Here is a 19521-nt window from a genome sequence, read left to right as displayed (position 1 = left end):
AAAGTCCGAGGTTTCGCGTGTTCATGCAAAAAAAACATGGCTTCAATCACGATTACCCGCAATCCGCGGACGGTGTTTATGCCATCCAGATCCAGCACCCGGGTCATTTCGAATTGCAAACTTTTGCCAACCAGTGGCGCGTCGAGTCGACGCGCGAAGGCTTGGAAGGTTGCTGCGCGTTCTAGTCGACCGGCAAGCCGCTTGGCACCGCATCGGGGCGGCCCATGGGGCGCTTTTCAGCTGTTTCGCCAGTCAGGGCGTTCAGAAACGCTTCGAGCGCGTCGATATCGGCATCAACCATCTGCACCGGTGAGATGTCGAGGTACGAGATCTGCTGTGCGGTTTCCAATGGGTCGGACACAAGCGTGAAGTCACCATCGTTCAGCCATGAAACATCCGGGAGGCGCGCCATGCCCGGCGTCCATTCGCTGCGTGCGGTCAGCGGGTCGCACATGTGGCGGATCATGTCGCGCAGGGTGGGATATGCGCCGTTGTGGCCATAGGGGGCTGTCAGGGCCACGTTGCGCAGGCTTGGCGTGCGGAACTTGTAGGCGTCGTCGGGGTTGCGTGTGGTTTCCATTCGGCCAAGGTCATGGGGCATGGTGTCATCGCCAAAGGGTCGCCCGGGGCCAAATTGTGGGACGCCGACCGCATAAAACGCCTGATCGGTAAAGCGCGGCCCGTTGTGGCAGCCAGAGCAGCCCGCCTCGCCAAAGAAAAGCTGGCGACCACGTTCGGCCATGGGTGGCATCGGCGTGCCGTCACTCAGCCATTTGTCGTAGGGGCTGTCATGGCTTTGCCATTCGGTCCCGATGAAGGCGGCGATGGCATTGGCGATCTGAACAATGGTGATGTCACCGCCGTCGCGCACTTCGGGGAAGGCGTCGATAAAGAGGGCTTCGTACTCGGGTACGTCGCGCACGCGGTCGGCCAGTATCGCCCAGCCAAGGTCGATCCGTTCGGCAAATGCAGCGCTGACGGGGTTTTCGTCCGGGTGTCCGGCCATTTCGACGGCCGAGCTGACGGGGAACAGGGCCTGCGCTGCCAGCAGTGAGTTCAATCCGGCGGGAGTGTATTCCTTGGCGGGCGTCTTGAAGGCCACGTAGCCGGCGCCGATCCGTTCGACGCGACCGTCATGGAACAGTTCGCGCACCTCGCGGTGGCCAAGGTTCCACAAGGCAGGGGCGTTGCGTGGTACGCGCGCCTCGATCCGGGCGGTTCCGTCGCCGGGCGTGCGTTCGGTGCCCAGGCCCGCACCCCCTTCGCCAATGCCCAGACTGATGCCATCGGCCCCGTGCAGCGAATGGTGATGGCAGGTGGCGCAGCTGATGTTCTGATTTCCGGACAGCAGTTTGTCATAAAACAGTAGGCGGCCAAGCTGGGCCTGCTGTTGATCGAACTGGAGGAAATCCTGCGGGTCGATCATGTCTGCAAAAGCAGGGGGCGCGGCGGCTGCAAGTGCGGCGGCCAGGGTCGCCGGTGCCGAAAGACGTGCGGTGTGCGGGAATAATTTGCGAAACATGCCGAACCCGTTTTTTGAAATGCCGTAAATCACAGCCGATAACAAAAGTGTGAGCAATCGAGTGCTTCTTGGCAAGGCTTCGGAAAGTTCGCAATTTTCCAACGGGAATTTTTGAAGGAAAAACAAAAGGTTTCCGGCGCGGGAAATGCTCTCGGGCTATGTTTTGAGGTGGTATCGCGGGTCAGGAGGCGGCAAAGCTGCCGTAACGTCCCCCTTGGAACAGCAGTGGCGCGCCGTCGCGCGCCGCGGCCCGTTCGACCTGTCCAACGAGGATGGAGTGATCTCCGGCGTCATGAGCGGCAACCTGGAGGCATTCGAAAAGGGCCAGGCAGCCGTCAATCAGCGGCACGCCCTGCGCGCTTGTCCGCCAGTCGGTTTCAGAGAAAGCATCGCCGCTGCGTGCGAACCCCCGGCACAGATCAAACTGTTCGGCGCCCATGACATGAATGGCAAAGCGCTGGGCGGCCATGAAAAAGGGATAGCGCGACGACGATTTGGCTGGTGACCACAGCACCAGCGGCGGATCAAGCGAGACCGAGGAAAAGCTGTTGGCGGTGATGCCCAGAGGGCCGGTGGGTGTGGCGCAGGTGATCACCGTCACCCCGGTGCCGAACCGGCCAAGGGCGTCGCGAAAGGCATGGCTGTCGGTCTGGGAGGGATCGAAGCTGTCGGTCATTGCGTGCCTGTCATCCTTCGTCGGTGGTCGTGCGGCGGGCCGCGTCCGCAACATCAGCGATGCAGCGCCCGTGGTCCAGCGTGTTCCTGACTTAACGCGCGCCGCCGCTGAGGCGACTGTCTTCGCCAAAGTGGTCGCCACATTTATGTCACAGCCCGACGCAGATTTGGTGCTTTTGCAGGGATTTTCCCCCACTTCTCGGGATATTGGGGAAAAAGTCAGTAGCGAAAGCCACAAAAATGCGATATTTCGCAAAGTGAAAAAAACAAGTCTGCCGGCATTGAACGGGCGGACGCAGAGGTAGAGCGGTGTAATTATGAACGCGATTAAATTCGTGACCCGTACCCGTGCGGGCATTGTAGAGCGTGGCGCTGTCGATGGGGACGAGAAAGGGTTCCTTATCAATGCGGCGGGCGATCAAGACATTTCCTTGAACATTTCCCAGTCCGATGTGCGCGGCTATGACCGTGCCGGGGACGACCTTTTGATCACGCTTGCCGACGGTCGGGTCATCGTCCTTGAGGGCTATTTCGAAAGCGACGCAGGTCGGCTTTTCCTCAGTTCCTACGGCTCGCTGAACGAAGTCAGCTTTGTCGAGGCCGATGGCGGCGCGTTGTTCGCGCAATACGGACCGACCGAAGAATGGGGCAAGTGGAGCCCCGAGGACGCGCTTATCTTTATCGACGAGCCCACCGTGGTTGCCGAAGCGCCCATCGTTGCCGATGACGGAAGCGAAGTCAGCATGTTGGCGGCCGGGCTGATCGGCATGGGCGGGCTGGGTGCAGCCGGACTTGGCGCTGCGGCGCTGGGCGGGGCGGCCCTGTTGGGCGGTTCCGGCGGCGGTGGCGGAGGCGGCGGTTCCTTTGGATGGACCCCTCCGACCGTTGACGATCCGGATGCCAGTTATGACATCGCGGGCGGCGATACGCCCAGCATCACGATCACCGGCACGGCCAATCCCGGTTCGGTTGTCGAGGTCACCATTGGCGGTGTGACCCTGACCGGGATCGCCGGGGATGACCGCACGTGGCAGATAGTCTTTGACGGCGAAAACTTTCCGCCCGATGGCATCTATGAAAACATTCCCGTCGTGGTCACGGATCCGGATGGCACGGTGACCAACCTTTATGGCCCGTCGTTCGAAATCGACACGACGCCTCCGCCGGTGGACGTGACCGACGGCACCGTTTCGACCGGCGTCCTTGTGAACGCCGACGACCAGAGCGACGGTGTCACCGTGACCGGCAAGGGCGAGCCGGGCACAACCATCACCATCGCCGTCGATGACACGACGCAGACAGGCGTTGTCGATGAAAACGGTGATTGGTCTTTTGACTTTGACGGTACGGTCTTTCCCGAAGGCACCTACGACAAGGACATCACGCTGGTTTCCACCGATGGGTTCGGCAACAGCACGACCGTTGTCGATGTGGTGGCCGTGGATACGCAGAACAGCGTTCACCTGACAAACCTACCGCTGACCGGCGATGATCTGATCGGTCAGGTCGAGGCAGATGCGGGCGTGACTTTCACCGGCACCACGGATGCCGGATCGACCGTGACCGTGACCGTCGAAGGTGTGACCGTGACGGCGACGGCGGACGTGGATGGCAAGTGGTCCGTCAATTTCGCTGCGGGCGACCTGCCCGAAGGGACCTACACCACCACGGCGCAGATCGTGTCCACCGACCCGGCGGGGAACGTGGCGACCTTGAGCCATAGCTTTGACGTCGACACGGAAATCACGCTTGCCGTGAACACAGGCGCGGTCGGCGGCGACGCCGTGATCAACGGGGCAGAGGCCGACGCCGGTGTGGTCGTGACCGGATCTGCCGAGGGTGGCGCCACGGTGGTCGTCTCCACCAATGGCACCAGTTTCACCACCACGGCGGATGCCTCCGGTGGCTGGACGATCGACATCCCCTCGGTCAGCCTGCCGCGCGGGTCAATGCCGCTGGATATTACGGCGACGGCCACCGATCACGCGGGCAACACGATCACCAAGTCGGGCACCGTCAGCATCGATACCGAGATCACCCTGTCGCTGCATACCGATACGGTTGAGGGCGATGGCGTCATCAATGCGGCAGAGGCCAGCGATGGCACGGTCCTGACCGGCAGCGCCGAGGCAGGCGCCAGCGTGGTCGTCACCGCGAATGGTTACAGCTATACGGCAACGGCGGATGCGTCCGGTGCATGGTCGGTGAACATCCCGGCGGTGAACCTGCCCTCGGGCACCACCACGATGGATATTTCCGCCATCGCGACCGATGCGGCGGGCAATACCGTGACCGCGACCGGCACTGTCGATATCGACACGGAACTTGCGCTGACCATTGATACCTCGGCGCTTGCCGTTGACGGGATCATCAACAGCACCGAACACGCGGGCATGGTCACCTTCATCGGCACCGGCGAACCGGGTGCCACGGTGACTCTGGAACTGTATGGCGAGAGCGTCACTGCGGTCGTGGCCGCCGATGGTAGCTGGTCCATGCCTTTCCCGGCGCATGTCCTGCCCACCAATGCGGGATCGCCTGACAGTATCGCTGTACTGGCAACGGTCACCTCGACCGATCCGGCGGGCAACATGGCCTTTGCCTCGGGCGGGTTCGAAATCGACGTGACCAACCATGTCGAGGTCTACACCTCGTCCGTCGAAGGCGATGGCGTCGTCAACGCGGCTGAACGTGCCGACGGCGTATTGCTGACAGGCTATACCGAGGCCACCGATGCAGGGTCTTCGGTCACTGTGACGGTCAATGGCACCGCCTATAACGCGACTGTGGATTTCAACGGAAACTGGTCCGTGGTCCTGCCCGCGTCAGAGATCCCCGAGGGCGAAACTTCGCTTGATGTCTTGGCCACTTCGATTGACGGGGCGGGGAATGTGGTTACGGCCACCGGCACCATCCAGATCGACACGACAACAAACGTTGCGGTCATGACCACCGGCGTCGAAGGCGACGGTGTCGTCAACGCGGCCGAGCGGTCGGACGGTGTGACCCTGACGGGCACTGCCGAGGCCGGCAGCACGGTCATGGTGACGCTGGGTACGGTGACGCATCAGGCCACTGTCGCCGCCGATGGCAGTTGGTCCGTGGATTTCGCCGCCGCCGAGATCCCGGCGGGCGAGCGTAGCCTGACCGTGACCGCCACCTCGACGGACCCCGCAGGCAATACCGCCACCGCAAACGGCACGATTGATGTCGATACGCTGGTGCGCAATTTTGCCATCACCTCGACGCCGGGTGGCGCGGATGCCGTCATCAACGCGGATGAGGCCGCGCAGGGGCTGGTCCTGACCGGGACGACAGAACCGGGTGGCACGGTGGCGATCACGCTGAACGGTCATACAGTGCAGGCCACCGTCGACGCGGGCGGCAACTGGACCGCCAGCTTTGATCCCGCACAGCTCCCCTCGGGGGAACAGACCGTCACCCTGACCGCCGTGTCGACCGATCCGGCTGGCAACACCGAAACCATCACCCAGCCGGTGACCATCGACACGGATGCGGGCACGCTGACCATCAGCCCCGACCCGGTGGAAACCGACGATGTCGTGAACTTTGTCGAGGCCTCGGACGGGGTGACGATCAAAGGCACCTCGGACCCGGGGCAGGTGGTCAATGTCACGATGAACGGCGTGACCCATGCCGTGTTGACCGATGCCTCCGGCAACTGGTCGGTGGACTACGCCCCGGGCGAGATCGCTCCGGGCACCTATACCGCGGATATTTCCGCCACGATCACGGACAGCGCGGGCAATGTGCTGACCCGTACCGACAGCGTGAAGGTGGATACCGAGGTTCTGAATTTTGCCGCTTCGACCACGCCCGTCGAGGGCGACAATGTAATCAACGCGAACGAAGCCAGCGACGGTTTTGTCCTGACCGGAACAACCGAACCGGGCGGCACCGTTTCTGTTACCTTCGAAGGTGTTACGCGCTCTGCCACGGTGGATGCCGCGGGCAACTGGTCCGTGGGCTTTGGCGCCGGGGATATTCCCGCCGGCGAAAAGAGCAGTTCGGCGGTGATCGACACCACGGATGCCGCGGGCAATACCGCGACGACCTCGGTAACATTCGACATCGACACCGAAGTGAACAGTCTGGCCATGTCCTCGGACCCGGTGACACCGGATGGCGTGATCAACGCCGCCGAGGCGGCGCAGGGCGTCACCCTGACCGGCGTGGTCGAGCAGGGATCGACCGTCACCGTCACGGTGGGGGGCATGGCGCATGTGGCCACCGTGGATGCCTCGGGCAACTGGTCGGTGGACATTGCATCCAGCGCCATTCCGACGGGCACACTGACCGCACCGGTGCTGATCGAGGCGGTGGACGCGGCGGGCAATACCCGCGCGATCAACGAAACGCTGAGCATCGACACGGATGCCCCGGACACACTGCACTGGACCGGCTATGGCCGCGATGGATCTGGCGTTGACCTGATCCGGACCGAGATCACCACCGACGATGTCTTTCTGGGTCAATTGACCGATCCGGCGGGCACGCCCGACGTGACGGCAGTGCCCATCGACACGACAACGGACATTCCGGCCATCGGGCAAAGCTATATCGACCTCACCGGGTCGGTGCCGGACGGCACGCATCTGGTTCTTGCCTCGACCGATCCGGCGGGCAACACCTCCGGGTCCTACCTCGTGACGGACGATCCGGCGACGAACACGGTGTTGATGTCCGACGACATTGCCAGCGCACTGTCCGAATTCCAGATCGACACCATCGACCTGCATTTCGCCGAGGACAGCAACCTGACCATCACCGAGGCGCAGATCAAGGCGCTGTCGGATCACACCGATACCGTTGTGATCCGTGGTGGCGCAGACGACAGCGTGACCATCACCGGCGCCACGGCAGAGGGCAATGATGGTAATGGCTTTAACGTCTTCAGTCTGGGTGACGCGACCCTGCTGATCGAGGATGACATCACGCAGGTTCACGGCGTCACGTAACCGCGTAATACGTACCGTTCGCAGGCCCGGCGCAGAACCGGGTCGCGGATCCCGCACATAACGATAATCGCGCCGAGACGGGGGCCCGAATGAGGATAGGCAGGCAAGCCCTGGGGCTGATTGCTGCGGCAGTCACGCTTTCGGGTTGCATGAAGGATATGGCGGTTCCGCGTTTCGGCGCAGGGACCAAGCCACCGGCGGAAGAAACCGTCACGCGCGCGGCCTTGGCGGCGCGCCCTGATCCCGCGCAGGCGGCGCCGGTCATTCATGCTTTGTCGCTGCGCGCCTCGGCGGTCGAGCCGGGGACACCCTACGCGCAGGTGGCGAACGCGGTGATCGCGTCCGACAACCGCGTTGCAGCAGCAGAGTTGCACGTGGCGCAACTGCGCGCCGCGGCGGCGAAATACAACTGGCTGCCTAGTATCGGGCCGCGCATCTCGCTGGATTCACTGGGGGCCTTTGTTGCCGATCTGGTGATTAATCAGGTTCTGTTCGACAATGGCCGCAAACAGGCGGAACGCGATCTGGCCAAGGCCAATGTCGAACTGGCCGCCGTCAAGCTGGTCGAAGATGGCAATGCCCGGGTCAACGACGCGCTGAAACTGTACCTGCGTGCCGAAGAAAGCCGCGAACTGGCGGCGCATCTGGATTTTGCCCTGAAAGACATGACCCAGTTCGAATGGATCATGAACGAAAGGGTGCGCGGCGGCGTATCGGACATGTCCGATCTGAACGTGTTGCGCCAGAAACTGGCCAGCATCCGCGCGCGCCGGGGTGAGGCCTTGGAAACCGCACGCACGGCGTTGGCGGAACTGGACGCCATGGCGGCCAGCCCCTTGTCCGATGTGCGCGGGTTGGGGGCGCTGCGGGAGGCCGCGGGCGGCGAGGCGCTTGGCGTGCTGCGCGCCCGTGTTGAACGTGACATCGCCGTGGCCGAGGCGCGCATCGCCCGGGCCAGCCATCTGCCCAGCCTTGTGGCCAGCGGATCGGTTGGCGACAGTGGGACGGTCGGCGGGTTGAACCTTGGCACGGATACGCTGTTTTCGCTGGGCACCGTTTCGGACCTGCGGGCAATCGAAGCCACGACAGAGGCCGCAGCCCGCCGCATCGGCGAGGCCAGCGAAACCGCCGAGCGCGCCATCCGCAGCCAGTCCAGCCAATTGGCGGCTTATACCCGTCAGGCCAAGGAGGCAGAGGTGCTGACCCGTCAGGCCAAGCAGAACCTTGATCTGTTCCAGCGCCAGTATGACGGCGGACAACGGCAGGTGATGGATGTGGTCGGGGTTTACGAAACCTATGCGGCGGCGCTCGAGTCTGCCATTTCGCTGAAATACAAGGCCGCGCGCGCCCGGTTGGAACTGGCCCGCCTGCGCGGTGCCCTTGCCGAGGGGGCACAACTGTGAGCCAGAATGTTTTTCAGGCAGCGGGAAAAGCGGGCAAGGCGATGTTGCGCGCAGTGCCCGCAACCGGTGCTGCAAATGCCGCGCGTCGGGCGCCGCGCCATACGGATCGCGCCCGCGCCCGCGCCAGCCTGATCCGCGTTCTGGCTGGCCGCCTTGGCGTCGAGGCCAAGCAGGCCGACATTCTCGAGGCGCTGTCGCCCCGTGCGCTTGATGGCGACCGCTACGACGGGGCTGCGCTATTGGCCGGGGTGCAGGCCGCGGGTCTGATCGCCCAGGTCGAAACGCCGGACAGCCTTGTGCCCGCGCTTTGGCCCGCGCTGGCCATGATGACCAACGGGCAGGCGGTGCTTGTGCTCTCGCAAGAGGGGCACAGCCTGACCATCTATGATGAAACCTCTGCCGCGCGTCGGTCCGAGGTGTCTCTGGACGAGTTCGGATCCGTCTTTACGGGAGAGCTTTTGCGGGCCGATGCCCCGGTGCAGGCGCTGTCGGATGTGCATGCGTCGGTCGATGGTCAGGCGCATTGGTTCTGGGGGCAGTTCCGCCGGTTCAGCAAGCATTTCGCCGAAGTGGCGCTGGGCAGTTTCGTCGCCAACCTTCTGGCGGTCTCGGTCGCGCTGTTTTCGCTTCAGGTCTATGACCGGGTAATTCCGCACCAGTCCGAAGCCACGTTGTGGGTTTTGGCGGCCGGTGCCTTGATGGCGCTTTTGCTGGAGGGGCTGCTGAAGGTCTCGCGCTCGCATCTTCTGGATGGGGCGGGGCGCCAGATCGAATTGGGCGTGCAGGGGTTGCTGATGAACCGGCTGCTGGGCATGCGTTCGGACCTGCCCGGCCGGTCGCCGTCACAGTTGTTTTCGGCCGTGCGGGAATTCGGATCGGTGCGCGAGTTCTTTACCGCCTCGACCGTGGGGGCGCTGGCCGACATCCCGTTCATCTTCGTATTTCTGCTGTTGGTCTGGTCGATCGCGGGCAGCGTCGTCTGGGTTTTGATCCTTGGCGGTCTGCTGATGGTCGTGCCGGGCTTTTTCATGCAGAAACGGATGATCCGGCTGACACAGGAAATGCAGGGCGCCAGCGCGCGCCAATCGCGCCTGTTGCAGGAATCCGTGGTCGAACTGGACACGATCAAGACCCAGCGCGCCGAAGATCGCTTTGTCCGCCTTTGGGAAGAACTGAGCGCGGTGCAGGCGCTGAAATCCTCGGATCAGCGCAGGCTTGCGGCCAAGCTGACCTTCTGGAGCCAGGGAATCCAGCAGGGCACCTATGTCGCTGCCGTCATCACCGGCACCTATCTTGTGTTTGCAGGCGAATTCACTGTCGGGTCGATCATTGCCGTCAGCATCCTGTCGTCGCGGACGCTTGCCCCGCTGACGCAGTTGTCCGGCATCCTTGCCCGATGGGGCAACGTCAAGGCGGCGCTGGACGGGCTGGACGCGATTGCAAATGTACCGCAGGACCGTTCCGAGGGGCGGCACTATCTGCGCCGCGAGGGGTTGTCGGGGAAATACGAACTTCGCGAAACCACCTACCGCTACGACCCCGAAGGCGCGACCGTGCTGGACCTGAACCAGCTTGCCATTCAGCCGGGACAGACCGTTGCCGTGCTGGGCGCCAACGGATCGGGCAAATCTACCCTGCTCAAGCTTTTGTCCGGGCTATATGCGCCCACCGGTGGCAAGGTTCTGGTGGATGGAACCGAGATGAGCCAGATCGAACCGCGCGACTTGCGCCGGTCCATCGGCTATCTGGGCCAAGAGGTGCGCCTGTTTCAGGGCACGTTGCGCGACAATCTCAACCTCAGCCTGTTGGAGCGTGACGACGACCGCCTGCTGGAAGCTTTGGATTTTGCGGGTCTTGGTCCGTTTGTCAAAACGCACCCCAAGGGGCTGGATCTTGATATTCGCGACGGTGGTGAGGGCCTGTCCGTGGGCCAGCGTCAATCCATCGGCTGGGCGCGGCTGTGGTTGCAGGACCCCGACATCTGTCTTTTGGACGAACCGACCGCGGCACTGGACCAGACGCTGGAAAAGACGCTGATCTCGCGGTTGGAAGGGTGGTTGCAGGGACGCACGGCGGTGATCGCCACGCATCGGGTGCCGATCCTCAGCCTCGTGTCGCGCACCTTGATCCTTGCCAACGGCCGTATGGTGATCGACGGGCCGCGCGACAAGGTGCTGGACCATCTGCGCACCACCCAGACGGGGACCGGGTAAATGGCCGCCACCAGCACAAATCTTGCCGCGCAACTGTCCAAGGATCTCAAGGGCCCGTCGATGACCATCTGGCTTTGCGCCGGGGCGGTCTGGGCCTTTATCCTCTGGGCCAACTTTGCTTGGCTGGATGAAATCGTGCGCGGCGATGGCGAGATCATCTCGTCCTCGCGCCCGCAGATCATTCAGAACCTCGAAGGCGGCATCCTGTCGGAACTGATGGTCAAGGAAGGCGACGAGGTGCTGCGCGGCGATGTGCTGGCGCGGCTGCACGGGACACAGTTTCAATCCTCCGTGGACGATTTGCAGGACCAGATCACCGCCCTCGAGATTCGACGCCTGCGGCTCGAGGCTGAACTGGAGGGGGCCTCGGTTGTCGAGGTCCCCCCTTCTTTGGCGCAACGGTCGCCACAGTTGGTGGCCTCGGAGCAGGCGCTGCTGGCCGCCCGACAGTCCGACTATTTCAAGCGGCGGCAAGGGGCCGACCGGGTGTTGGAACAGGCGGTTTCCGAACTCAAGCTGATGGAAGACCTGCTGGACAAGAAAGTGGTCGCCCTGATCGAGGTCACACGCGCCCGCAAGGCGCATGCGGACGCGCAAAAACTGTTTGACGAGATCGTCACACAGACGGAGCTGGTCCGGGCCGAGGAATATTCAGAGACGCTCAAGGAGCTGGCGACGCTGCAACAGAACCTCAAGGCCTCGCTGGATCAGTTGAACCGGACGGTGCTGACCTCTCCGATGCATGGCGTGGTCAACAAGCTGTCGGTGACGACGATCGGCGGCGTCGTGCGTCCGGGCGAAGAAATCATGCAGATCATTCCCGTCGACGAGGAACTGTATGTCGAGGCCAAGGTGCGCCCGCAGGACATCGCCAATATCCGCCCGGGCCAAGAGGCGACGATCAAGCTGACAGCGTATGACTACACGATTTACGGCACACTCAAGGGTCGGGTCGATGTGATCTCTGCCGACACTTTCAAGGATGAACGCCGACCCGAGGCAGAGCCTCACTACAAGGTGACGCTGCGGGTGGACATGTCTTCGCTCACGGATCGGCAGGTGGCCATGGAAATTCGGCCGGGCATGCAGGCACAGGCGGAACTGCACACCGGCGAAAAGACGGTTCTGCAATACCTGCTGAAGCCGCTCTACAAATCGCGTGAGGCCTTCAGGGAACCCTAGGCCTGATTAACGATCATCGGTTTTGCACCGCATCAACAACAAGAAAAAGCGTGAGGCAGCATGGTTGGTGAACAGAAACCGGGGGACGAACCGGAAGATGCAAGGCGGCGTGAGGCGCTTGCCAAATATTCCCGCAGCATTCTGGGGGGCAGCGCGGTCCTGCTGACGGCGCTGGACGCCCGTTCGGCTGCGGCGGCGCCGTCCACGAATTCGTCGAACTACAACGGCGGTCTGTGGGGCAATCACCCGCACGGCGGGCCGCCGGGGCAGGTCAAAAAACTCTGGTGAGCGCGGGGATCACCCGTCGGTGTCCATCCAGATCGTGACCGGACCGTCGTTGACAAGATGCACGGCCATGTCCGCGCCAAAGCGGCCGGTGGCAACAGACATGCCCTGAGCCTGCATCGCTCCGGCGAAATATTCATACAGTCTTTCGCCATCAGCGGGTGCGGCCGCCGACGAAAAGCCCGGCCGGTTGCCGCGCGAGGTATCGGCGGCCAGCGTGAACTGGCTGACCACCAGTGCCGATCCGTCGGTGTCGAGGACCGAGCGGTTCATCCGGCCCTCGTCGTCCTTGAAAATCCGCAGTTTGGCGATCTTGCCAGCCAGCTTGTCTGCCTCCGCCTCGGTATCGCCTTGCATGGCACAGATCAGCACCAGCACGCCCGGCCCGATTTCCCCGATCGTGGCACCGCCCACGTCAACCCGAGCCTGCGAGACGCGCTGGATCAGCGCCCTCACAGTTCGGTGTCCCATGGCGGGTTGGCGCCGGCCCGGCTGACGGTGACGGCAGCGGCACGCGCGCCAAGATCCGCCGCGAGAGACAGCGCCTCTTCCGTGGCTTCGGCCAGCGCGGCGCGGGTCAGCAGACCGGCCTGATGCAGCCCGCTGAGGAAACCGGCGTTGAAGGTGTCCCCAGCGCCGACCGTGTCGACAACCTCGACCCTGCGGGCGGGTACGCGTTTCGTGCCCCGCGCTGTGACCACGTCCACGCCCTCGGCCCCCCGGGTCACAAGGACAACCCGTGTTTCGCCGGACAAAAGCGACGCAGCATCGGTGCCCAGCCACTCCATGTCCTCGTCAGAAATCTTGATGATGTCTGCACGCGTCAGCATTCCGGCAAGGCGGCTGCGATAGCGGGCTTCGTCGGTGATGAAACCGGGGCGGATGTTGGGATCAATCATCACCACGCGGTCGCCGGCCGCGGCACAGAGCGCGGCATAGCTGTCGGCCTGCGGTTCGCTGACAAGGCTGATGCCGCCAAAGAACAGCGCCTGCGTTTCATCACCCAGCATTGGCAGGTCGCTTTCTGTCAGCATGCGCCCGGCGGTGTTTTCATCGTAGAAGGCATAGCGTGCCTGCCCGTCGGTCAGCGTGACAAAGGCCAGCGTGGTGGGGCGGGGCGAACGCGGGCAGAGGCTGAAATCCACCTTGGAGGCGCTAAGAGCATCGGCAAGGATCTGGCCAAAGAGGTCTTCGGACAGCCCGCCAAGGTATCCCGAGGGCGCACCCAGCCGCCCAAGCGCGATGGCCGTGTTGAACACGGCCCCGCCGGCATATGGAGCAAAGGCCTGTTCCCCGTCGACCGATGTGCGGGGCAACATGTCGATCAGAGCTTCGCCGCAGCAGAGGATCATGGCTCTCTCCCTATCCTTATGTTTGCGCTAACTGCTTCGCGCTCTCTACAGCGGAAGTATCCCCGCGTCAAAGCCTCAGACCTGCGCCGATCCTATTGGTTCATAGCGACCAGATAGCCAATACCACCGGCAATGATCAGGCCCAGCACCACGGCAAAGGCGATCTTCCATGCCGACCACGGGCGTTCCCCGCGCACACGGCCCGAACGGCCGTTGACCACGAAACGATAGCTTTTGCCACGGTATTTGTAGGCGGCCATCCAGACGGGCAACAGCACGTGTTTGAAGGTGATGTCCCGCATTTCCGTGTCGACATTGTGGACACGCTGACGATCTCCGCCGATGTCGAACTTGACGTCCCGGTGGATCTGTTGGTCCATCTTGGCTTTGGCTTCTGCAAAGCCTTCGTCAAGATCGACCTGATATCCTTCGGCCCGGAAGCCGGCAAGGAATTCGGGCCGATAGGGTTCCATCGCCGACAGGTCCCAAGGTTCCAGCGCGTCGGTGAACCGCTTGGGCAGCGCCTTGGAGGCCAACACCAGCACGTCATCAAAGAACCGTTTTACCCGGCCTGAAACAGGGGACCAGCGGATCTTTTGCACGCGCTCGGTTTCCGTTTTGCCGTCGCGCGTCACCTGCCGCGTTTCGTAATAGACGGTGCCGCGTTCCCCCCGGTAATCCGAGGTCGTGTCCGCATCGAAGGTCCAGTAGGGCACGTAAATGCCGGTCAGCTTGCGGCCCTTGCGGGCATAGGCCTGCAAACCGTTCGGAGCGAACCAGAGCTTGCCCAGCCATTCTGACATCGCCTCGCGCGCGGCTTCTTCGTCCAGTGCAAAGGGCAGCAGCCCGCGCGGTTTGATATGGCGATGTGTGCCGGTATCGGTCACGACCGGCGTGGCGCAAAAGGGGCATTCGGCGGAATGGACGTCCGGGTCGAATTCCACCTGCGCGGCGCAATTCGGACAGGTGGAAACCCGGGTTTCTTCCATCTCTTGCAGTGGCAGCAGGTTGTCGATGGCTGCCTTGAAATCCAACTCGCGAATGCCGCCGTCCCACGGGCCGGTGCTGTCGGCGATTTCGGCGGTGTTTCCGCAGTGCTCGCAAACCAACATCCCGCGGTCGGGGTCAAACCGGAAATCCGCGCCGCATTGGTCGCAGGGAAAACGATGTTCGTCGACCATGTCCTTCGGCGCGGCGGGCGGCGGTGTGTCGGAGGGCGGAGGAGGAGGCAGATCACTCATGCTGGAAAATACATCAAGCTGTTGGGTTTGGCCGCAGTCTTGCGCGGATCGGCCATCAGGAAAAGGAAAAAACTGCAAAACCCGAGAACCCTTGGCGCGGCCCGCCCCGGTCGTTAGCCTGCCCCGGGGTGACGATGGAGCGAAGCGGATGAAATGGGGCCTTTGCGTTTGGCTGATGGCGACGGCGGGCAATGCCGCAGCAGAACCCGTGACCTATGCCTTTGAATGGCAGGGCAGCGGCGGCTACGTGGTCAAAGGCGCGTTGCAGTATGACAGCGATGCGGTCACCGGCCCCTTCGTGCGGGAACACGACCTGGCGTGTTTCGTGATCGAGGGGAGGAAAGAGGGCGATCCGGTCGGGCGCTGGGCGCTGACCATGGTCAATGAACAAACCAGCTGGCGTTTGCATTTCGACCCGGCCACCGGCAGCTTTGTCGTGGATGGACAGGGGGTCTGGATGCCGCAGGCCTGGAACATGAACGGCGAAGGGGATGATTGCGGCCCCGGCGGTTTCGGGTTCAACATCGGCAACGCGGCGCAGGATATCTGCGTGGATGATACCCTGATCTTTGACAGTCAGGTCGCGCCGGATGTGCCCTTCCCGGCCGTTCGGGTCGAGCAGTTCGCCTTTCCGGGCGATGCCTGCAATGCCCCCGCGATGCTGAGTCTTTTGCAATGACCCCGAAGTGGTGCCGCAAAGTGACCGAGCCGGGGGTCAGCCGGCGGTCTTGACCGGCGCGTGACGCTCCCAGAAATCCACGGCTTTTGCATAGGCCGTGGCATCAACCGGCTGTCCGGACCCGCCTTCGGCGCGGCCAAGCGCATTGCGCCATTGGGTGATTGGGGGCATGGGCGGTTCGGTCGGCTCCAGCGTGCCGATGATCGACACCACGCACCAGTCACAGTCGGGGACAGCCTGATCTTCGGGATAGTCCGCGGCTTCGGCCAGCATCTGCGCATGGCTGTACAGGATCACATCCAGCCATTCGGCCCGTGGTGCGCCGCCTTCGAACCAGCGTTCCAGCACGGCCATCTCGCCCTCGCGCCGGGCGCGGTAGCCGCTGCGCAAAAGATGGGCGTTGTCCGCGGTGATCGGGGCAAAACCGCAGCGCGTGGAGGTTTCATTTCGCAGGAACAGGTGTTTGCAGAAAGGCGCATAGCCATCGACCAGCGGAACGCCCGCGGCGACGGCCTCGTTGCACCGGCGGGTCAGATCCTCGGGCGAAAGCCCCACGATCCGCGTACCGCTGGCGCCCAGTTCCCAGTTGCGGCGGGCGAAGTCGGTCATGGCAATGCGCAAGAGGGGATCCTTTTCGGGGCTGGCTTGCCGGGGCGTCACAGGCGCTCCGGCAAGCTTGTAGGCGTTTACATAGGCGGCGGAGGCGGCGGCATCACGGTAAAGAGCTGTGCCAGTTCCGGCACCTCTCCCGCGCGTTTCCAGCCGTCCTGCCCTTGTGTCCATGCGTGGGTTTCGCGGGTCAACTCGCCAGTGGCGACCATCTTGCCAAGGTCCGCTTTGGAAAACGGCCCCGAGGTCTGGCCGTTCTTTGCAAGGTGCCAGACGTGTTCGACCGGCGGCGGTGGCGGGGCCATCGGCGCGGCTTGGGGCTGTGCATGTTGTGGCGCTGCACCCCAAGGTCCTTGCTGTGCCATGGAGTTGGCCATCTGCATGCCCATCCCGGCACCAAAGCCCATGCCCATGGATTGATCCATGGCGCCACCCTGACCCATGGCCTCGGCGGCCTTCCACTTCATGTGGTCGTCAAGGTTGCCCGCGATCCCGCGCGAGGTGCGCGCGTCCAGCGCCTTTTCCACCGCAGGGGGCAGCGAGATGTTTTCGATGTAGAGTTCGGACAGTTCCAGACCGTATTGGTGGATCACCGGGTCGATCGCCTTGCGGATCAGCTCGCTGACCTCGCCGGTGTTCGCGGCCATGTCCAGCACCGGGATGCCCGAGGCGGCGATGTCCTTGGAAAACTCCTGCACAATGACATTGCGGATCTGAAAGCTGATCTCGTCCATGGTGAATTCGCCGTCGGTGCCGACGATTTCAGTCATGAACAGCGCCGGGTCCGCGACCTTGATCGCGTAGGTCCCGAAGGCGCGAATGCGGGTCGGCCCGAATTCCGGGTCGCGCAGCATGATCGGGTTCTTGGTGCCCCACTTGAGGTTGGTGAAGCGGTTGGTGTTGACGAAATAGATCTCGGACTTGAACGGCGACTGGAAAGCGTGGTCCCAGTGCTGAAGCGAGGTCATGATCGGCATGTTGTTGGTCTCGAGCATGTAGAGACCGGGGGTAAAGACATCCGCAAGCTGGCCTTCGTGGACAAAGACCGCCGCCTGTCCTTCGCGGACCGTCAGCTTGGCGCCGTACTTGATTTCATGGCCTTCGCGTTCGAACCGCCAGACCATCGTGTCGCGGGTGTCATCCGTCCAATGGATGACGTCGATGAATTGACCTGACAGGAAATCCCAAATGCCCATGTCTTTTCTCCCTTAATCAGCTTGGGCCGCCCGAGCCCATCAGTTCCGCCGCCCGGCTGCGCACGATGGGCAACGCCTCTTCGGCAGTCATGCCCGGCTTTAGCCGTTGATCGTAAAGGATCTTGAGCAACAGTTCGTCATGGCCGGTGAGCAGTGCAAATTCGTCGTCGTCGTTAAAGATCGACGGCCGCGCGCGTGGGCTGTCATTGGTCAGCCCCATGCCTTGTGCCAGTTCCTCGTGGATACACGAGCGGCGCAACAGTGGCGGATGTTCGGAACGGATCACCGCGATGGCGGTGCCATAGTCATAGCCGCCACGGCTGCGCGAAAAGGCCACCACCACGCAATGAATGCTGCGCGGCAGGTTGTCGAAGATACGCAGCGCGTTGGGGTTCACGTCAGGCACGATCTGACGGATGCGCGGGGCGATCCGGGCGCTGTCGTCCTCGGACATGAACAGCACGTGATAGTTCGCCCCCTTGTCGACCATCGAGATCGGATGGCCGGTGATCCGCGACAGCCGTGCAGCATACGAGGCGACCTCGGCCTTGGAGTCCGCGATCTGATCTTGCGGAACCCCGGGGCCGAATTCCGTCGTCATGCGGACGGGCACCGTCCATTTCTTGATCGCGCTGGGCGCACCCGAGGATGGCCGCAGGCCGGCACCGCGTTCGTATTCTTCTTCAAGCGCGACGGCCGCGAAATTGCGCACCAACATGGTATCGGTAAAAGCCGTGTCCGGCCCCCCGCCGTCGGTGCGCAACAGGCCGCGCGCCAGCAGGTCGCTTTGCACACGGTTATAGTAATTGGCCAGCGCAATACTGGCGCGTGAGGGTTCGACCGCCGCCGGTTTTTCCGGCGGGGCCAGCGCGGCAGGGCGTGCCGCCGGTGTGACAGAGGTCTTGCGCGGAGCAAGTTGCGACCCGAGGCACCCTGACAGGATCAGGGCGGCCCCAAGCGCCGATGCAATTTTCAGGCCGCCCTTCATTGCGTTCCTCAGTTCGGGACCGAACCGGAGGCGTCGCGACGGGAGGTGGCCGAGGCCAGCGTGTCGCGCAGTTCCGATTCCATCTTCTTCAGTTCTTCCTCGGCCTTGGCGCGGCGCGCCTTGCCTTCGTCCGCGATCTGAAGGCTGTCCTCGATCGTGGCGATCAGGTCGGCGTTCGCCTGCTTGACGGCCTCGATGTCAAAGACACCACGCTCCATCTCCTGACGGATCATCTTGTTGCTTTCGCGCAGGTTGGCGGCGTTCGAGGTCAACAGTTCGTTGGTCAGATCGTTGGCGTCGCGTACGGCCGCCGCGGCCTCTTTCGACCGCTGGATGGTCAGCGCCTGGGCAAGCTGGGTTTCCCAGAGAGGCACGGTGTTGACGAGGGTCGAGTTGATCTTGGTGACCAGCGACTTGTCGTTTTCCTGGACAAGCCGGATCGACGGCAGCGATTGCATAGTGACTTGCCGGGTCAGTTTCAGGTCGTGAACGCGGCGTTCCAGATCATCCCGGGCGGCGCGCATGTCGCGAAGTTCCTGCGCCATCATGACCGCATCGTTTTCCGGCGCAGCCTGGACTTCGGCCTCCTTGGCCGGGATGGTAACGGTGTCCAGCTCTTCGAGCTTGGCCTCACCGGCGGCGATATACAGCGCCAACTCGTCGTAGAACTGGAGTGTCTTTTCATACAGCAGGTCCAGCGACTTGATGTCTTTCAGCAGCACATGCTCGTGCTTCAGAAGGTCGTCGGTGACCTTGTCGATCTGGCCCTGCACGGTTTCGAAACGGGCGGTGAACTTGGCAAAGGGCGCAGCGCGACCCAGCAGTTTTTCCCACCAGCTGCGTTCGCGGCGCACATCCAGCTCTGAAACCGAAAAGCCGCGGATCGTTGTCACGATGTTGCGCAGGCTGTCGCCCGCCGGACCCACGTCCTTGTTGCGGACATCGGTCAGCATGGCCTGACTGATTTCCTGCAATTCCGCCTGCGCGGCAGAGCCGAACGAAACGATCGAATTGGTATCGCCCATGTCCAGCTCGTCCATCCGGGAGCGGATTTCCGAGCTGACCTCAGCCGGGGCATCCTTAAGCGGCACGACGGCATTCGCCTCGACCGGTTCGGGCAGGACGACGGCGTTGACCTCGTCGACCAGGGCTAGGGTCTTCTCGGCTTCCTGACGAATATTCTCAGACATGGGATCC

The 19521-nt window shown here is 63.0% G+C and carries 15 protein-coding genes; 6 read left to right on the top strand and 9 right to left on the bottom strand.

Annotated features, from left to right (window positions below):
* Positions 1-181: 181 nt before the first annotated feature.
* Positions 182-1522, bottom strand: coding sequence for a cytochrome-c peroxidase (locus KJP30_RS11855; RefSeq protein WP_218449490.1), 1341 nt, complete (start codon positions 1520-1522; stop codon positions 182-184).
* 181 nt (positions 1523-1703) lie between these two features.
* Positions 1704-2198 carry a flavin reductase family protein gene (locus KJP30_RS11850; RefSeq protein WP_218449489.1) on the bottom strand — a complete coding sequence of 165 codons (495 nt, stop codon included), beginning with the start codon at positions 2196-2198 and terminating at the stop codon, positions 1704-1706.
* 334 nt (positions 2199-2532) lie between these two features.
* On the opposite strand from KJP30_RS11850, the gene KJP30_RS11845 reads away from it, so the two are divergent.
* From KJP30_RS11845 to KJP30_RS11825, 5 genes are all read left to right on the top strand, one after another.
* Complete coding sequence (locus KJP30_RS11845; protein WP_218449488.1) at positions 2533-7176, top strand: Ig-like domain-containing protein; 4644 nt, start codon at positions 2533-2535, stop codon at positions 7174-7176.
* 89 nt (positions 7177-7265) lie between these two features.
* Entirely contained in the window at positions 7266-8579 is a 1314-nt protein-coding gene (locus KJP30_RS11840) for a TolC family protein (protein ID WP_246594474.1), read from the top strand.
* A gap of 41 nt (positions 8580-8620) precedes the next feature.
* On the top strand, positions 8621-10792 hold the full coding sequence (locus KJP30_RS11835; protein WP_218450130.1) for an ATP-binding cassette domain-containing protein: 2172 nt from the start codon (positions 8621-8623) through the stop codon (positions 10790-10792).
* Complete coding sequence (locus KJP30_RS11830) at positions 10793-11974, top strand: HlyD family type I secretion periplasmic adaptor subunit (protein ID WP_218449487.1); 1182 nt, start codon at positions 10793-10795, stop codon at positions 11972-11974.
* Positions 11975-12034: 60 nt separating this feature from the next.
* Positions 12035-12262, top strand: a complete 228-nt coding sequence (locus KJP30_RS11825; protein WP_218449486.1) for a hypothetical protein — start codon at positions 12035-12037, stop codon at positions 12260-12262.
* Positions 12263-12271: 9 nt separating this feature from the next.
* Here KJP30_RS11825 and dtd read toward each other — a convergent pair whose 3' ends face one another.
* The 3 genes from dtd to KJP30_RS11810 form a co-directional block, all read right to left on the bottom strand.
* Positions 12272-12715: a D-aminoacyl-tRNA deacylase gene (gene dtd, locus KJP30_RS11820; protein ID WP_218449485.1), complete on the bottom strand. Its 444-nt coding sequence runs from the start codon at positions 12713-12715 to the stop codon at positions 12272-12274.
* On the bottom strand, positions 12712-13611 hold the full coding sequence (locus tag KJP30_RS11815; protein WP_218449484.1) for a carbohydrate kinase family protein: 900 nt from the start codon (positions 13609-13611) through the stop codon (positions 12712-12714). Before KJP30_RS11815 ends, dtd begins: the two co-directional genes overlap by 4 nt.
* Positions 13612-13703: 92 nt before the next feature.
* The gene (locus KJP30_RS11810; RefSeq protein WP_425515707.1) at positions 13704-14852 is read right to left on the bottom strand and encodes a primosomal protein N' (replication factor Y) - superfamily II helicase; all 1149 of its coding nucleotides are present in this window, start codon (positions 14850-14852) and stop codon (positions 13704-13706) included.
* A gap of 148 nt (positions 14853-15000) precedes the next feature.
* On the opposite strand from KJP30_RS11810, the gene KJP30_RS11805 reads away from it, so the two are divergent.
* Positions 15001-15531 carry a hypothetical protein gene (locus tag KJP30_RS11805; protein ID WP_218449483.1) on the top strand — a complete coding sequence of 177 codons (531 nt, stop codon included), beginning with the start codon at positions 15001-15003 and terminating at the stop codon, positions 15529-15531.
* Positions 15532-15567: 36 nt separating this feature from the next.
* Here the strand turns inward: KJP30_RS11805 and KJP30_RS11800 are convergent, their stop codons facing one another.
* The 4 genes from KJP30_RS11800 to KJP30_RS11785 all read right to left on the bottom strand — a co-directional run bounded on the left by KJP30_RS11800 (position 15568) and on the right by KJP30_RS11785 (position 19514).
* Positions 15568-16140, bottom strand: a complete 573-nt coding sequence (locus KJP30_RS11800) for a DUF3228 family protein (protein WP_218449482.1) — start codon at positions 16138-16140, stop codon at positions 15568-15570.
* Between the two features lie 77 nt (positions 16141-16217).
* The gene (locus KJP30_RS11795) at positions 16218-17336 is read right to left on the bottom strand and encodes an SPFH domain-containing protein (protein WP_218449481.1); all 1119 of its coding nucleotides are present in this window, start codon (positions 17334-17336) and stop codon (positions 16218-16220) included.
* Between the two features lie 16 nt (positions 17337-17352).
* Complete coding sequence (locus KJP30_RS11790) at positions 17353-18324, bottom strand: DUF2927 domain-containing protein (RefSeq protein WP_218449480.1); 972 nt, start codon at positions 18322-18324, stop codon at positions 17353-17355.
* An 8-nt stretch (positions 18325-18332) separates the two neighbouring features.
* The gene (locus KJP30_RS11785; protein WP_218449479.1) at positions 18333-19514 is read right to left on the bottom strand and encodes a toxic anion resistance protein; all 1182 of its coding nucleotides are present in this window, start codon (positions 19512-19514) and stop codon (positions 18333-18335) included.
* Positions 19515-19521 lie beyond the last annotated feature (7 nt).

It is taken from the genome of Antarctobacter sediminis, assembly GCF_019218285.1.
Lineage (GTDB): Bacteria > Pseudomonadota > Alphaproteobacteria > Rhodobacterales > Rhodobacteraceae > Antarctobacter > Antarctobacter sediminis.
Note: the sequence above shows the minus strand (reverse complement) of the source record. Positions and strands in the feature narration are given on the sequence as shown.

What these genes read in the sequence shown, in the direction of transcription:
- KJP30_RS11805 (WP_218449483.1), top strand. Translation starts at nt 15,001, where the DNA reads ATGAAATGGGGCCTTTGCGTTTGGCTGATGGCGACGGCGGGCAATGCC.
- KJP30_RS11790 (WP_218449480.1), bottom strand. Translation starts at nt 18,324, where the DNA reads ATGAAGGGCGGCCTGAAAATTGCATCGGCGCTTGGGGCCGCCCTGATC.
- KJP30_RS11815 (WP_218449484.1), bottom strand. Translation starts at nt 13,611, where the DNA reads ATGATCCTCTGCTGCGGCGAAGCTCTGATCGACATGTTGCCCCGCACA.
- KJP30_RS11795 (WP_218449481.1), bottom strand. Translation starts at nt 17,336, where the DNA reads ATGGGCATTTGGGATTTCCTGTCAGGTCAATTCATCGACGTCATCCAT.
- KJP30_RS11825 (WP_218449486.1), top strand. Translation starts at nt 12,035, where the DNA reads ATGGTTGGTGAACAGAAACCGGGGGACGAACCGGAAGATGCAAGGCGG.
- KJP30_RS11835 (WP_218450130.1), top strand. Translation starts at nt 8,621, where the DNA reads ATGTTGCGCGCAGTGCCCGCAACCGGTGCTGCAAATGCCGCGCGTCGG.
- KJP30_RS11800 (WP_218449482.1), bottom strand. Translation starts at nt 16,140, where the DNA reads ATGACCGACTTCGCCCGCCGCAACTGGGAACTGGGCGCCAGCGGTACG.
- KJP30_RS11840 (WP_246594474.1), top strand. Translation starts at nt 7,266, where the DNA reads ATGAGGATAGGCAGGCAAGCCCTGGGGCTGATTGCTGCGGCAGTCACG.
- KJP30_RS11830 (WP_218449487.1), top strand. Translation starts at nt 10,793, where the DNA reads ATGGCCGCCACCAGCACAAATCTTGCCGCGCAACTGTCCAAGGATCTC.
- KJP30_RS11850 (WP_218449489.1), bottom strand. Translation starts at nt 2,198, where the DNA reads ATGACCGACAGCTTCGATCCCTCCCAGACCGACAGCCATGCCTTTCGC.
- KJP30_RS11785 (WP_218449479.1), bottom strand. Translation starts at nt 19,514, where the DNA reads ATGTCTGAGAATATTCGTCAGGAAGCCGAGAAGACCCTAGCCCTGGTC.
- KJP30_RS11855 (WP_218449490.1), bottom strand. Translation starts at nt 1,522, where the DNA reads ATGTTTCGCAAATTATTCCCGCACACCGCACGTCTTTCGGCACCGGCG.
- KJP30_RS11810 (WP_425515707.1), bottom strand. Translation starts at nt 14,852, where the DNA reads ATGAGTGATCTGCCTCCTCCTCCGCCCTCCGACACACCGCCGCCCGCC.